Below are 13,424 nucleotides of genomic sequence, written 5' to 3' on the forward strand. Positions count from 1 at the left end.
CATTATGAGTGCCCTCACTATCAATGGCCGTGAGTACACGGTCGACGTAGACCCTGCAACGCCCATCCTCTGGACCCTGCGCGATACGCTGGGCCTGACCGGCACCAAATTCGGCTGCGGCGCGGCGCTGTGCGGCGCTTGCACGGTTCACCTCGATGGCCAGGCCATCCGTTCCTGCGTGACCCCCATTGCCGCCGCCGAGGGCAAGCACATCACCACCATCGAGGCTGCCACCAATGGCAGCGACCCGGTCGGCACCGCCGTCCATGAGGCCTGGGTCAAGCACGACGTGGCGCAATGTGGCTACTGCCAGAGTGGCCAGATCATGAGCGCCACCGCTTTCCTCAAGACGCAACCCAAGGGCAAGCAGCCCACCATGGCGGAAATCGACTCAGCCATGGCCGGCAATATCTGCCGTTGCGGCACTTACGCCCGTATCCGCGCCGCAGTGGCGGATGCCGCCAAAGCCCTTGTCTGACGGAGCCTGCCATGTTGAACGACCTCTTTCATCCAGAGACGCCGCGTGCGCTGGAACACTTGTTTGAGCGCGATCTTGCCGATGGGCCCGCTACCCTGCCCCGTCGCAGCTTCCTGAAAATCGTCGGCATCGGCGGGCTGGCACTGGGGGCGTTTCCTCACCTGGCTACGGCGCAACAGACCAGCGACGCTGCCGGCGCACCGCTCAAACCGGCCCAGCAACCGTCCGCATTCGTGCAAATTGCCCCCAACGGCGAAGTCACGGTGACGATCAACCGTCTGGAATTTGGCCAGGGTGTGCAGACCAGCCTGCCGATGATCCTCGCCGAAGAACTCGATGCCGACTGGAGTCTGGTACGCAGTCGCCACGGCAACAACGATGCGGCCTATCAGGACCCTATTTTCGGCATTCACCTCACCGGTGGTTCCAATTCGATCAAGAACAGTTTCACCCAATACCGCGAACTCGGCGCCCGCGCTCGCGCCATGCTGCTTGCCGCCGCTGCCGCGCGCTGGAACGTGGACGTGGCGAGCCTGAGCACCCAGGCGGGTACGGTGCTCGGCCCAGCGGGACGGCGAGCCACTTATGGCGAGCTGGCCGAGTCTGCAATGGCGATGCCGGTGCCCGAGAACGTCACACTCAAGGACCCCAAGGACTTTCGCATCATTGGTCAGGCCACCACGCGCATTGACGCCAAGGCCAAGAGCAGCGGCCAACAGGACTTTGGTATCGACACGCACCTGCCCGGGCAGCTCACGGCGGTCGTCGCTCGGCCACCGGTATTTGGCGCCAGGATCAGCGCCCTGGATGACAGCGCGGCGCGTGCCACCCAAGGCGTGAAAGCGGTGTTGCGTGTGCCGCTGGACGGTGGTGGCGAAGGCGTGGCGGTGGTCGCGGATGGCTACTGGCAGGCCAAGGTCGCCCGAGATGCATTGAAACTGGAGTGGAACCTGGCCGCCGTGGAGAAGGTGGACACCGACAAACAATTGATTCAGTACCGGGAGCTTGCCAACCAGCCCGGTCCACTGCATTTCGATGCTGACATGACACCCCTTGCCACCGCACCTCATCGCCTGGAAGCCGAGTTCGTCTTTCCCTACCTGGCCCATGCTCCCATGGAGCCGTTGAACTGCACGGTGCAGCTTGACCAGGATGGCGCGCACCTGTGGGTCGGTACGCAGTTCCCAGGCGGCGATGGCGCCGCGGCCGCGAAAGTCCTCAACCTCAAGCCAGAGCAGGTCCAGGTCCACGTGCAGACGGCCGGCGGTGGCTTCGGCCGCCGTGGCGTCGCCACCAGCGATTTCGTCGTGCTGGCTTGCGAGGTGGCCAAGGCCGCTCGCACGGGTGGGCTGAACGCCCCGATACGTACGCTCTGGAGTCGCGAAGATGACATCAAGGGCGGCTATTACCGTCCCATGCACTTGCACCGCGCGCGAATAGGTTTCGATGACGAAGGTAAGGTCCTGGCCTGGGACCACGCCCTCGTCGGGCAATCGATCCTCAGCGGCACCCTGTTCGGTGGGCGGGTAAAGAACGGTATCGACCCGACCGCGACTGAGGGCATGCGCAATCCGTATCCCTTGCCGATGCGCCTGACAGTGCATCATCCCAAACTCAACGTGCCGGTGCTCTGGTGGCGCAGCGTGGGCTCCACACACACGGCCTTCGTCATGGAAACGTTGATCGACGAAATCGCCCGGACCACACGGCAGGATCCTGTGGCCTACAGGATGAAATTGTTTGGCGACCAAAACCCTCGCCATCGAGCAGCCCTGCAGCTGGCCGTGGACAAGAGCGAATATGGCAAGCGCCAGCTCGCGGACGGCCGCGCTTGGGGCGTGGCGGTACACGAGTCGTTCAGTTCAGTCGTGGCTTACGTCGTGGAGGCTTCCGTACAGGATGGTCGGCCGGTGTTGCACCGCGTCACCGCAGGCGTGCACTGTAACCTGGTCGTCAACCCGCGCAGCGTGGAAGCCCAGGTGCAGGGCGCGGCATTGATGGGCTTGTCCATGTGCCTGCCGGGCGGCGCCATCACCTTGAAGGACGGCGTCGTGCAGCAAAGCAATTTCGCGGATTTCAGCGTGCCACGCATTACCGATATGCCGGAGTTTTCCATCCATATCGTGCCCAGCGCCGAACCCCCGACAGGAATGGGCGAGCCCGGCCTGCCAGCCCTGGCGCCCGCTTTCGCGAATGCCATTGCAAGTCTCACGGGCAAGCCGCTGCGGCAGTTGCCTTTCAGGCTGGCGTGACAGGAAAGAAACGGAGGTCTGGGTCCCTTTCCGGTTGTCTTGCTCAGACCCCGCCCTGCGCCGAAATCCGCTCCACCAGACGCGCCTGCAAGGCCTGGAGCTCCTGGGCCTCGGCCTTGCCTCTGCCATGCTCGCTCGCCTCCTTGCCTTCCCAGCGAGGAATGATGTGCATATGAATGTGATAAACCGTCTGTCCTGCCGCCGCGCCGTTGAACTGCGCGATCTGGACGCCGTCCGGCTGCAACTCGTCTACGATGATTCGCGTCAGGCGTTGCACTGCCGCCATCATCGCGCTCAGTGCGGCGGGCTCGACTTCGAGGATATTCCGGGCCTGGGATGATTTCGGGATGACCAGGGCATGGCCATACGATTGGGGGAAGACGTCCAGGAAAGCCAATACCTGTTCATCTTCGTAGATTTTGTAGCACGGCGCATCGCCGTTCAGGATCAATGCAAAGATGTTTCGTGGATCATATTGACCATGGAGGCTCATGCTCGCTCCTTCTGTGGGTATGAGTGCGGGGTGTTCTCGATGCTACAAAATAGACCTGACAAGGATAAACGTCATGCCACCAGCAGTCCCGCTTCCTGATAACTCAGCACCAACTCGTCGAACAGGCTGATATCGAGTCGTGTACGTGCGATCAATTGCGCGCCGGCCACGGCAGTGTAGATGGCTCGGGCCCGCCGCTCACAGCGATCGGCATCGCCCAGGCCGGCGTCAGCCAGTACCTGCGTCAACCAGGTCACATTGGCATCGGCGAACGCCTTGACCTCCTGCTGTACGACTTCGGGCAAGTCCTGGTATTCGGCCGCCATGAAGCTGGACATGCAGAGGCGGTTACCGTTTTCCAACGAGGTACGAAAGATCGAGGGATAGGCCTCAAGACAGCGTTTCGGATCCGGATTCGACTCACGGATATCCGCCAGCACGCGGACCACGTCCTGCCGATACCGCTGCGCCACGGCGGCGCCCAGATCAGCCTTGCTCGGGAAGTGGTAATAGATACTTGCGTTCTTGATCCCCACCACTTCACCGATGCTACGAAAATTGATGCCGTTGTAGCCGTGCATTTGTGCCGCCGCTTTAGCTGCCGCCAGGATGGCTTCACGTGCGTTTGCGCTCATCTTCAGGCCCTCTACCCGCTTTGCTTGCCGAAGGATTCTAACCAAACGCCAGCTACCTGCCAATTGACAGGTAGGGCTTGACAGCCCGAAAGCACGTGCTCAATCTTTACCTACCAATTGACAGGCAGGTGACCTCCATGACCCCGCTCCAATCGCAATCCGATGCTTCAACGCTTCCGATGATGAAACTCCATGACTGGTTCAACGGCCCATACCCTGCCCGTGTGCGCATCGCCCTGGCGGAAAAGGGGCTGCTTTCGCGAACCGAGTTCGTGCCGGTCAACCTGTGGAAAGGCGAGCACAAGAAACCGGAATTCCTCGCCATCAACTACTCAGGAACCCTTCCCGTACTGGAGCTGAACGACGGCACACTGATCGCCGAATGCACGGCCATCACGCAGTACCTCGACACGCTCGATGGCAACCCGACGCTCACCGGCCAGACGCCTGTCGAGCAAGGTCGCATCCATATGATGACCAAACGCGCCGAGATCGAGTTTCTCGATGCGGTCAGCGTGTATTTCCACCACGCTACGCCGGGCCTGGGACCACGGGTCGAGCTTTATCAGAACCCGGAATGGGGCAACCGGATGCGCGACAAGGCCATCAGAGGCATGCACTACTTCGACAGTGTCTTGCGTAACCAACCCTTCGTCGCCGGGGAGCGCTTTTCGATGGCGGACATTGCGCTGCTCGGCGGCATGATTTTCGCGGCGCTGGTGGAGCTTCCTGTACCTGAAGCATGCGCATCGTTGCACGCCTGGCATGCCAGGATGCAAGCGCGTCCCAGCGTCCAGACGTGGCGTGCGATGGTTGAAGCAGGCGCCCCTCAGGAGTGAGACAGGGTACATCCGCCCTCCTGGAGCGAGGGTGGATGCGCTTACGCGGCAAGGCTCATTCCCATGGGCACCGTCTCTATGAAAAACATGCCGCCGCTCATAGATTTCATCTGCTCAAAACCCCGGATTCGCCAACATATTGGCGTCGACTTTGACAAAATCGATATCTTTTAAAATAGTGACGTTTTTCCGACAGAAGGCATTGATTGGCCATTGCTGGCCATTTGAAGAAGGGCACATCATCCGCCTGTCATTGCTACTCGCTTAAGCCCGACAGGGTTAAACGCAGCATGCATCAATCGCATCGCTTCGATGGGAGCAACACCAGGATGATGACCGTCTACGTAATGGTAATGACTATCTGCAGTGGCTTCGAAGGCTGTGTGGAGGTACGCAAGACGGAGCCTACCTATGCCACCAAGGAGATGTGCATGGCGATGGCCAGGGATATCACGCCGCGCAAAGGCGTGAAATACAAATGCCGCAGTGAGCGATTGTTGATCCCTGTAAAGGCGCCAACCGCCAACAGCCTCGACAGTGTGGTTTCTACCGGCGCCAAAGGACTTCCTTAGTTCGACGCAGAACGTTTTCAGGACGTTGAATTCGGGTTTACTGATGACCCAGCAGCAGAAGCGTCCTGCGATCCGGCTCACCCGAATAAAACTGTTCGAGCGCTTGTTCATACAGTAAGGATCCTGGCCCGGCGTTCATGAACAGCGTGAGACATGAGCGAAACTTCAGGTCGTCGGGCGAGCCGAATATCTGCCCGGCATTCATGTCGCGGTGTTGCAAAACAGTTTTCACGCACTCTTCCAACCGGGGGCCGAGCAAGTCGTGCCGCAGATAGGCGCGGGCTTCGGCAATACCGGAAATAGCGAAGCGACTGGGCCATCTCGGAACGCCCCAACCCCTGCAACTGCGGGAAGATGAACCACATCCAGTGACTCATCTTGCGGCCTTCGCGCAGTTCGCTCATGACTCGACTGAACACAGGGCCTTGAGCCTCGACGAAACGAGACAGATTGAATGTGTCGTGCATGATCCGTTTTCCTCGGACAGTGGACATTGGGCGACGCGACAGACGTCGTCAGGGGCCTTGGATCCTCAAAAAAAGTACTTACAATCTCCTCCCCTTTATCTGGACCACAATCATGCTGCGTCTGCTTCCCTTGGCATTATCGGTCCTGGCTACACAGGCCATGGCTTACCCGGCCCTCCAGGACACTGAGCTCTACACTCAGAAAACCACTGACTGCCAGGACGTCGACCTCGCCACCTGGAAACATCCGACCCGTACCGTGCTGGAAAAGAACGGTATCAAGCTCGAGCGGGTGCAGCTGTGTAATGGTGGGCGTTATCCGATTTTTCAGGGAGAAGTGCCCTACGATCCCCAGGGTCAGACCAAAGACTTCTTCCTGCCGTTGTACGAGCAATTACGAAAGGCCAACGGCAAGTGGCCCTACGTATTGGTCGCCAGTAACTACGGAGAGATGGTGTACGTCAGTTATCCGCAGAGCGACTCGATCTCCCTGGCGTATGAAAACTTTGACGTGCCCTGACGGCTGGCAAGCATCACCGTACCACTTTCAAATCCACCCCCAGCGCCTGGGCAAACGCCTTCACCAACGGACTGCGCACGGTGTTGTGCCGCAAGATCAGATTGAAAGGCGTGACGATACTGATCAGGTCCGGGCGTAGGGCGCGCAACAACCTTTGTTCCACCAGGCTGGCGGCATAATGTTCAGGCAGGAAGCCCACGAAGCGCCCGGTCTTGACCAACAGTGCAACCGCCTCCACCTGGGTCGCCGAGGCGGAATAGCTGTCATAGCGGGCGAAATTCAACTTGTCACGGTGAATGGCGTAGCGGTGGTTGACGCATTCATGTTCCTTGAGCATCTGGCTATCGATTCGGGCCTCGGGCACGTCAAATAACGGATGGCCCTGCGCGCAATAAATCAGCGAGCGCTCTTCGTACAAGGCAAAGTAATCAAACTCTTCGCGTTGTTGGTAGACCGGCACGATTCCGGCGACCAGTCGTCCTTCTACAACGCCACGTTCCACTTCATCCAACTGAGACGCCTGAAGTTGCAATCTTACTTTCGGTGACTCCTCGTTTATGCGTTTAAGCGCTGCAACTAACGGCGAATTCTGATCGGTAATTGTATTGTCAATCACGCCCACACCAAGATCGCCGACAAGTTCATTTTGCGCTGAACTAAGCCGATCTCGAAAGTTATCGACGGAAGCAAAAAGATCAATCGACGCCTGATAGACCAACTTGCCCTCTTCGGTCAGGTGAAAGCCCTCGCGGCCGCGGGTACACAGGCGCATGCCAATGCGAATCTCAAGGTCCGATATCTGTTTGCTGATCGCTGCCAGCCCCACGTTGAGCTCATTCTGGGCGGCGCTGAAACCACCTGCCTCGACCACCGCCTTGAACACTTTCAGCAGTTTGAAGTCCAGGCCGCTGAGCGCCAACGGCGCTCGGTGCGGCGGTTTGGGCGGCGGGTTTCCGGAATTGGAAAGTGGGGTTTCCATAATGCTTATTTACCTCTGGCGCCCTATTCAACACTCTGTGTCCAACAACAAAAATAACGCTGGCTAATAATAATGATCACAGAAAACCAGGCTTGGCAACCGCTAAGACATTTCGCACCCGAGTGCCAACTCGCTGATTTTCCGCTGTTAAAAGCTGACACTTCGATCAGTCCTTTCCACTTCGAAACTGCGCTTGTCCCCCTGCCCCCGATGAACAAATAAGCCGAGTCACGCCGGATGGTTTTACACCGTCCACGGCGGATGTTCAGGGCCTGGCAGAACGCTTCAGGTTCGCTTTACCGATGAGGAAAAACCGATGTCCCAAACCACTGACCGTCTCTGGGGAGCGCGTTTCAAGAGCGGCCCGTCCGAAGCCCTGGCGTCCCTGTCCCGTTGCCCGGAACGTTATTTCCGCCTGACCCCTTACGACCTTGCCGGGTCCAGGGCCCACGCCGGGGAGCTGCAGCGTGCCGGTCTGCTGAGCGAAGAAGAAACCCGGACGATGCTCGACGCCCTGGACCGGATCGGCGCCGACTTTAGCGCCGGCCGCATCGCTCCGACCCTGGATGACGAAGACGTCCACACCTTCATCGAACGCCTGCTGACCGAGCGCCTCGGCGCCTTGGGCGGCAAGCTGCGTGCCGGACGCTCGCGCAACGACCAGACTGCCAACGACCTGCGCCTGTTCCTGCGCGATCACGTCCGCACCCTGGCTGCCGAAGTACTGGCTTTGCAACAGGCTCTTGTGAGCCAGGCCGAACAGCACGTCGAGAGCATCTGCCCCGGTTTCACCCACCTGCAGCAGGCGCAACCAATCGTATTCGCCCATCACCTGCTGGCCCACGCCCAAGCGATGCTGCGCGACGTGCAGCGCCTGATGGATTGGGATGCGCGCACCTCGCTTTCGCCACTGGGCGCCGCCGCCATGGCCGGTTCCGCCATCGCTCGCCAGCCCGAGCACTCGGCCAGGGAAATGGGCTACAGCGGCGTGTGCGAAAACTCCATCGACGCCGTAGCCAGCCGCGACCATGTCGCCGAATTCCTGTTTATCGCCAGCATGCTCGGGATCAACATTTCCCGCCTCGCCGAGGAGTTTTGCCTGTGGTCCTCGCGGCAGTTTCGCTGGGTCACGCTGGACGATGCCTACGCCACCGGCAGTTCGATCATGCCGCAGAAAAAGAATCCGGACATTGCCGAACTGGCCCGAGGCAAGGCAGGTCGCTTGATCGGCAACCTGACGGGTTTGCTGTCCACCCTCAAATCCCTGCCGCTGTCTTACAACCGCGACTTGAGCGAAGACAAAAACGGTGTGCTCGACAGCGTCGACACCCTGCTGCTGGTATTGCCCGCCATGGCCGGAATGGTTGCCACCCTGCAGGTCAATGTCGACGAGCTACGGCGTCAGGCGCCGCTGGGCTTCACGTTGGCCACCGAAGTCGCCGACTGGCTGGCCATGCGCGGCGTGCCCTTCAAACAGGCCCACGAAATCACCGGTGCCCTGGTCCAGGCCTGTGAGAAACATGACATTGAATTGTGGGAGGCGTCCCCGACACTGTTGGCCGAGATCGATCCGCGACTGACCCCGGAGGTGCGCGAAAGCCTGACCCTGGAAGCGGCCATTGCGGCTCGCAGTGGCCGGGGTGGCACCGCGCCGCAGCGGGTGCGCGAGCAGATCGCTCGCTTGAAAACCGCCCTCGTCGCACAGCAGGCATGGACCGAGGACTACCAGGGTTTTCGCCTCTGAATCAAACACCCCTGCGGGCCAAGTGTTTGACCCGAAATAAAGAGTACGGAGAACCCACATGGGCCAGACCCAGGCAGAACAACTCCAGGCGGAGCGCAAACTGGCGGAAAACCAGTTCGACATCACCCAGTACCAGCATGTGCCACGGCGCTACTACGGGCGGATTTTCTTTGCCACAGTCATCGTCATAGCCCTGCTGGGCCTGGCGCGGGCCTTCGCCGAGGGCAAGATCGAATGGTCGTACATCGGCCAGTTCCTCACCTCCCAAGCCATTCTGTGGGGCTTGTTCAACACCATCGTCATGGCCGTGCTGGCAATGGCGCTGGGGATTGTGTTCGGGGTGATCACGGCGATCATGCGCATGTCGGCCAACCCGATCCTGCGCTACGTGGCGTTGACCTACACCTGGCTGTTCCGCGGTACGCCGCTGATCCTGCAATTGCTGTTGTGGTTCAACCTGGCGTTGATCTTCCCCACCATCGGCATCCCCGGTGTGTTCGAAATGGACACCGTGAACCTGATGACGCCGTTCGTGGCCGCGCTGCTCGGACTGAGCATCAACCAGGGCGCCTACACCGCCGAGGTGGTGCGCGCCGGCCTGTTGTCCGTGGACACCGGCCAGTACGAAGCCGCCAAGTCCATCGGCATGCCGCGCTTGCAGGCCCTGCGCCGGATCATCCTGCCCCAGGCCATGCGAATCATCATCCCACCGGTCGGTAACGAATTCATCGGCATGGTGAAAATGACCTCCCTGGCAAGCGTCATCCAGTATTCGGAACTGCTCTACAACGCCCAGAACATCTACTACGCCAACGCCCGGGTCATGGAGTTGCTGATCGTCGCGGGTATCTGGTACCTGGCCGCGGTCACGGTGCTGTCCTTTGGTCAAAGCCGCCTGGAGCGCCGCTTCGCTCGCGGCGCCGGCAAGCGTTCGTGAGGAAAGCGACATGAGAAGCATCGTCAAGGCCGTGAGCCTGAATAAATTCTATGACCAGTACCACGCCCTCAACGACATCAACATAGAAGTCGAACAAGGCGAAGTACTGTGCATCATCGGTCCGTCGGGCTCGGGCAAGAGCACGTTGCTGCGCTGCATCAACCAACTGGAAAAAATCGACAAGGGTGGCCTGTGGGTCGACGGCGAACTGGTGGGTTACCGCATTGTCGGCAACAAACTCCATGAGCTCAACGAGACGCAGATCGCCCGGCAACGCCTGGCCACCGGCATGGTGTTCCAGCGCTTCAACCTGTTCCCGCACATGACCGTGCTGCAAAACATCATCGAAGGCCCCTGCCAGGTGCTCAAGCGTTCGCCCAAGGAAGCGCACGATGAAGCATTGGAACTGCTGGCCCGCGTTGGTCTGGCCGACAAACGCAACAGCTACCCGATCGAACTGTCGGGCGGCCAGCAACAACGAGTAGCCATCGCTCGTGCCCTGGCCATGCGACCCAAGCTGATGCTGTTCGATGAACCCACTTCGGCACTCGACCCGGAACTGGTCGGTGAGGTGCTGTCGGTCATGCGCGATCTGGCGCAGACCGGCATGACCATGATCGTCGTCACCCATGAACTGGGCTTCGCTCGCGAAGTTTCCAACCGCATGGTGTTCATGGACGGCGGGCAGATCGTGGAGGCTGGAAGCCCCGAAGAAATACTGATAAGTCCACAAAACCCGCGCACCCAAAGCTTCATATCTGCCGTTCGAACCTGAACGCCATCTGGCGTCACAACACACATAAGAGAACGACCATGAAGAACTTCGTTATCCCAGCAGTACTCGCCGGCCTGATGGCTTCCAGCGTCAGCTTCGCCGCCGATTTACCAGCAAGCATCAAGGACAAGGGCGAGATCGTCGTGGCGATCATGCCGAACTACCCGCCGATGGATTTCAAGGACCCGGCCACCAACACCCTGACCGGCTTTGACTATGACCTGGGCAATGCCCTGGGCGAACGTCTGGGGGTCAAGGTCAAATGGCAGGAAACCGGCTTCGAACAGATGATCAATGCCTTGACCACCGACCGGGTGGACATGGTGCTGTCGGGCATGACCGATACCGCCGAGCGTCAGGCCAGCGTGACCTTCGTCGACTACTTCACCAGCGGCCCGCAGTTCTACACCTTGCAGAAAAACAAGGACACCAATGAAGCCACCGACCTGTGCGGCAAGAAAGTCGGCACCAGTCGCCGAACCACCTTCCCGGCGGAAATCGCCGAGTTCAGCAAGGCCAATTGTGAAGCGGCCGGCAAACCGGCCATCGTCGTGATCGGCACCGAAGGCTCGGCTGACGCCCGTGCGCAACTGCGCCAGAGCCGGATCGACGCGGCGATGCAGGGCAGCGAGACCCTGTCCTACCTCAAGACCCAGGAAAAGGACATGTACAAGACCGTCGGCCAGCCGATTTCCGTACAGTTCACCGGCCTGGGCGTAAGCAAGAAAAAGCCCGAGCTGAGCGAGGCGGTCAAGGTCGCCCTGCAAGGGATGGTCGATGACGGCAGCTACCAGGCGATCCTGAAGAAGTGGGACCTTGAATTGGGCGCGATCAAGACCGTGACCATCAACGCCGGTAAATGACCAGGGTCCGTCCCCCCCTGTGGGAGCAGCCTGCTCGCGATGGCGTCCGATCAGTCGCTATTGGATTGCCTGGCCCACCGCTATCGCGAGCAGGCTCGCTCCCACAATTGGAACGTGTGGCGATGACTTATTGATTGCTGGAGCACAAAGATGTCTTCCCCCACTTGGCCCGATGAACACAAAGCCTGCCTCGCCCTGGCTTTCGACCTCGACGGCCCGACCGGCGATGCGATGCTCAACGGCTCTATCTGGCACAAACCCGAATACTTCGGCTTCGGTGGCTACGGCCCTTATCGTGCGCTGCCACGGCTGCTCGACCTGCTCGACGACTTCCAGATCCCGACGACTTTCTTTGTCCCGGCCTGGGTCGTGGAAAACTGGCCCAGGCAGTGCCAGGCGATCATCGAGCGCGGGCATGAAGTGGCTTACCACGGCTACCGGCACGAGTCCTTCTACGCCCTGACACTGGACCAACAGAAGGCGGTGATGAACAAATCCCGCGAGGTGTTTGACAAGTACCTGAACATCCGCGCGGAAGGTTTTCGCACACCGTCCGGTGACTGGCGCGCCGAAACCCCGGCGATGTTGGCCGAGGCCGGCGTGATCTATTCCAGCAGCATGCGCGGCGATGATCGTCCCTATCTGGTCGATGTCCCGGGCCTGGACGCCCCCTTGGTGGAAATCCCCGGCCGCTGGGAAATGGACGACTACGCCTCCCTTGCGTACACCCGAGGCCCGGACTTTCCTTCGGGGCTGGACCGCACCGCCAGTTACGAACTGACGCTGGACAACTGGTGTCGCGAGTATGACGGTGCCATGAACGAAGGCCTGTGCCTGACAACCCTTTTCCACCCCAAGATCACCGGCAAGCCGGGACGTATCCTGCTGCTGGAAAAACTCTTCGAACACATGCGTCAGCGCGATGACGTGTGGTTCGCCACCTGCCGAGAGGTCGCCCATTGGTGGCTCAAGGAACATCACCATGGCTGATTCCAGTGTATGGCCCGACGGCTACCGTTGCGCGGTGGTGGTGACCGTCGATTACAACGACATCCACGGCATCCTCACCCAGGCCCCGGAAGTGGCCGGACGGGACAAGACCCTGTCGGTCTGGCGCTACGGCAGTCAACGAGGCGTGGAACGTCTGCTCGGCCTGCTTGCCGAACTGGGAGTTCCCGGCACCTGGTGCATTCCCGGCATCGTCGGCGAAGAAAACCCCGGGCACATCCAGGCGATCCAGTCCGGTGGACATGAGATTGCCTGCGCCGGTTATCGCCACCAAAACTACGACAATCTGACACTTGCCGAGCAGGTGGCCGACATCGCCCAGGGGTGCGAAGCGTTGACCCGACTGACCGGCACGCGCCCGGCAGGGTTCAGGATTCCCGCGGGAAATGGCGCGCCGGGGTTCATCCAGGCGTTGCACCAGCAGGGTATCCGCTGGTCTTCGTCGTCGCGTGGCGACGACCTCCCCTTCGCGCATCCGACCGCACCCGAGGTCATCGAGTTGCCCCTGCACTACGAACTCGAAGACGAACCCTATTTCGCCTTCAACCTCAGCCCCGCGGTGCCGCCCGGACAATCTCGGATCGCTTCATACAGTCATACCCTGGGCAACCTGCAGATGGACTTCGCCGGGTTCCGCCGATTCGGCCTCTGCTATGTGCTGCGGCTGCACCCGGAAATCATTGCCACGCCGGGGCGCATCGGCGTACTGCGTGATTTGCTTCATGGCATCCGGCAGCATCCCGATGTGTGGATCGCCACGGCGGATGACGTTGCACGATGGTGGGCGACCACGGCGGCCGCGGTGACGGACGACCATCCGGCGGCCGTGTACGAGCGCCATTATCGGACCCGGGGCGTGTAA

General features: G+C 60.3%; 14 protein-coding genes and 1 pseudogene. 11 read left to right on the forward strand and 4 right to left on the reverse strand.

What is annotated here, in order from left to right; genetic code table 11:
* Positions 1 to 4 precede the first annotated feature (4 nt).
* A complete protein-coding gene (locus tag AD666_RS21680) occupies positions 5 to 478 on the forward strand; it encodes a (2Fe-2S)-binding protein (RefSeq protein WP_053156563.1) in 474 nt (157 codons plus the stop codon).
* Between the two features lie 11 nt (positions 479 to 489).
* Positions 490 to 2,730: a xanthine dehydrogenase family protein molybdopterin-binding subunit gene (locus AD666_RS21685; RefSeq protein ID WP_053156576.1), complete on the forward strand. Its 2,241-nt coding sequence runs from the start codon at positions 490 to 492 to the stop codon at positions 2,728 to 2,730.
* Positions 2,731 to 2,773: 43 nt separating this feature from the next.
* Here the strand turns inward: AD666_RS21685 and AD666_RS21690 are convergent, their stop codons facing one another.
* Both AD666_RS21690 and AD666_RS21695 read right to left on the reverse strand, forming a co-directional pair.
* Positions 2,774 to 3,223, reverse strand: coding sequence for an HIT family protein (locus AD666_RS21690; protein ID WP_053156579.1), 450 nt, complete (start codon positions 3,221 to 3,223; stop codon positions 2,774 to 2,776).
* A gap of 71 nt (positions 3,224 to 3,294) precedes the next feature.
* Positions 3,295 to 3,858 (reverse strand): TetR/AcrR family transcriptional regulator, encoded by a 564-nt coding sequence (locus AD666_RS21695; RefSeq protein ID WP_053156582.1) that lies wholly within the window; start codon positions 3,856 to 3,858, stop codon positions 3,295 to 3,297.
* 137 nt (positions 3,859 to 3,995) lie between these two features.
* On the opposite strand from AD666_RS21695, the gene AD666_RS21700 reads away from it, so the two are divergent.
* Complete coding sequence (locus AD666_RS21700; RefSeq protein WP_053156585.1) at positions 3,996 to 4,697, forward strand: glutathione S-transferase; 702 nt, start codon at positions 3,996 to 3,998, stop codon at positions 4,695 to 4,697.
* 353 nt (positions 4,698 to 5,050) lie between these two features.
* Complete coding sequence (locus tag AD666_RS21705) at positions 5,051 to 5,269, forward strand: hypothetical protein (RefSeq protein ID WP_218186710.1); 219 nt, start codon at positions 5,051 to 5,053, stop codon at positions 5,267 to 5,269.
* A 37-nt stretch (positions 5,270 to 5,306) separates the two neighbouring features.
* Here AD666_RS21705 and AD666_RS21710 read toward each other — a convergent pair.
* A pseudogene (locus tag AD666_RS21710) lies at positions 5,307 to 5,736 on the reverse strand (DUF1810 domain-containing protein).
* Positions 5,737 to 5,848: 112 nt separating this feature from the next.
* On the opposite strand from AD666_RS21710, the gene AD666_RS21715 reads away from it, so the two are divergent.
* The gene (locus AD666_RS21715) at positions 5,849 to 6,256 is read left to right on the forward strand and encodes a hypothetical protein (RefSeq protein ID WP_053156591.1); all 408 of its coding nucleotides are present in this window, start codon (positions 5,849 to 5,851) and stop codon (positions 6,254 to 6,256) included.
* A 13-nt stretch (positions 6,257 to 6,269) separates the two neighbouring features.
* Here AD666_RS21715 and AD666_RS21720 read toward each other — a convergent pair whose 3' ends face one another.
* Positions 6,270 to 7,235 carry a LysR family transcriptional regulator gene (locus AD666_RS21720; protein ID WP_053156593.1) on the reverse strand — a complete coding sequence of 322 codons (966 nt, stop codon included), beginning with the start codon at positions 7,233 to 7,235 and terminating at the stop codon, positions 6,270 to 6,272.
* A gap of 316 nt (positions 7,236 to 7,551) precedes the next feature.
* On the opposite strand from AD666_RS21720, the gene argH reads away from it, so the two are divergent.
* From argH to AD666_RS21750, 6 genes are all read left to right on the forward strand, one after another.
* Positions 7,552 to 8,979, forward strand: a complete 1,428-nt coding sequence (gene argH / locus AD666_RS21725; RefSeq protein WP_053156596.1) for an argininosuccinate lyase — start codon at positions 7,552 to 7,554, stop codon at positions 8,977 to 8,979.
* Positions 8,980 to 9,037: 58 nt separating this feature from the next.
* A complete protein-coding gene (locus AD666_RS21730; RefSeq protein WP_053156599.1) occupies positions 9,038 to 9,916 on the forward strand; it encodes an amino acid ABC transporter permease in 879 nt (292 codons plus the stop codon).
* A 10-nt stretch (positions 9,917 to 9,926) separates the two neighbouring features.
* A complete protein-coding gene (locus AD666_RS21735; RefSeq protein WP_053156602.1) occupies positions 9,927 to 10,691 on the forward strand; it encodes an amino acid ABC transporter ATP-binding protein in 765 nt (254 codons plus the stop codon).
* A gap of 38 nt (positions 10,692 to 10,729) precedes the next feature.
* Positions 10,730 to 11,554, forward strand: a complete 825-nt coding sequence (locus tag AD666_RS21740; protein ID WP_053156605.1) for an ABC transporter substrate-binding protein — start codon at positions 10,730 to 10,732, stop codon at positions 11,552 to 11,554.
* Positions 11,555 to 11,704: 150 nt separating this feature from the next.
* The gene (locus AD666_RS21745) at positions 11,705 to 12,544 is read left to right on the forward strand and encodes a polysaccharide deacetylase (RefSeq protein WP_053156607.1); all 840 of its coding nucleotides are present in this window, start codon (positions 11,705 to 11,707) and stop codon (positions 12,542 to 12,544) included.
* Positions 12,537 to 13,424: a polysaccharide deacetylase family protein gene (locus AD666_RS21750; RefSeq protein WP_053156609.1), complete on the forward strand. Its 888-nt coding sequence runs from the start codon at positions 12,537 to 12,539 to the stop codon at positions 13,422 to 13,424. Before AD666_RS21745 ends, AD666_RS21750 begins: the two co-directional genes overlap by 8 nt.

It is taken from the genome of Pseudomonas sp. Pf153 (assembly GCF_001269775.1).
Classification (GTDB): domain Bacteria; phylum Pseudomonadota; class Gammaproteobacteria; order Pseudomonadales; family Pseudomonadaceae; genus Aquipseudomonas; species Aquipseudomonas uvaldensis.

Bases quoted from the DNA above. Each gene is read 5' to 3' on its own strand.
- AD666_RS21730 (WP_053156599.1), top strand. From the start codon at position 9,038: ATGGGCCAGACCCAGGCAGAACAACTCCAGGCGGAGCGCAAACTGGCG.
- AD666_RS21695 (WP_053156582.1), bottom strand. From the start codon at position 3,858: ATGAGCGCAAACGCACGTGAAGCCATCCTGGCGGCAGCTAAAGCGGCG.
- AD666_RS21705 (WP_218186710.1), top strand. From the start codon at position 5,051: ATGACTATCTGCAGTGGCTTCGAAGGCTGTGTGGAGGTACGCAAGACG.
- AD666_RS21745 (WP_053156607.1), top strand. From the start codon at position 11,705: ATGTCTTCCCCCACTTGGCCCGATGAACACAAAGCCTGCCTCGCCCTG.
- AD666_RS21690 (WP_053156579.1), bottom strand. From the start codon at position 3,223: ATGAGCCTCCATGGTCAATATGATCCACGAAACATCTTTGCATTGATC.
- AD666_RS21700 (WP_053156585.1), top strand. From the start codon at position 3,996: ATGACCCCGCTCCAATCGCAATCCGATGCTTCAACGCTTCCGATGATG.
- argH (WP_053156596.1), top strand. From the start codon at position 7,552: ATGTCCCAAACCACTGACCGTCTCTGGGGAGCGCGTTTCAAGAGCGGC.
- AD666_RS21750 (WP_053156609.1), top strand. From the start codon at position 12,537: ATGGCTGATTCCAGTGTATGGCCCGACGGCTACCGTTGCGCGGTGGTG.
- AD666_RS21740 (WP_053156605.1), top strand. From the start codon at position 10,730: ATGAAGAACTTCGTTATCCCAGCAGTACTCGCCGGCCTGATGGCTTCC.
- AD666_RS21715 (WP_053156591.1), top strand. From the start codon at position 5,849: ATGCTGCGTCTGCTTCCCTTGGCATTATCGGTCCTGGCTACACAGGCC.
- AD666_RS21685 (WP_053156576.1), top strand. From the start codon at position 490: ATGTTGAACGACCTCTTTCATCCAGAGACGCCGCGTGCGCTGGAACAC.
- AD666_RS21720 (WP_053156593.1), bottom strand. From the start codon at position 7,235: ATGGAAACCCCACTTTCCAATTCCGGAAACCCGCCGCCCAAACCGCCG.
- AD666_RS21735 (WP_053156602.1), top strand. From the start codon at position 9,927: ATGAGAAGCATCGTCAAGGCCGTGAGCCTGAATAAATTCTATGACCAG.
- AD666_RS21680 (WP_053156563.1), top strand. From the start codon at position 5: ATGAGTGCCCTCACTATCAATGGCCGTGAGTACACGGTCGACGTAGAC.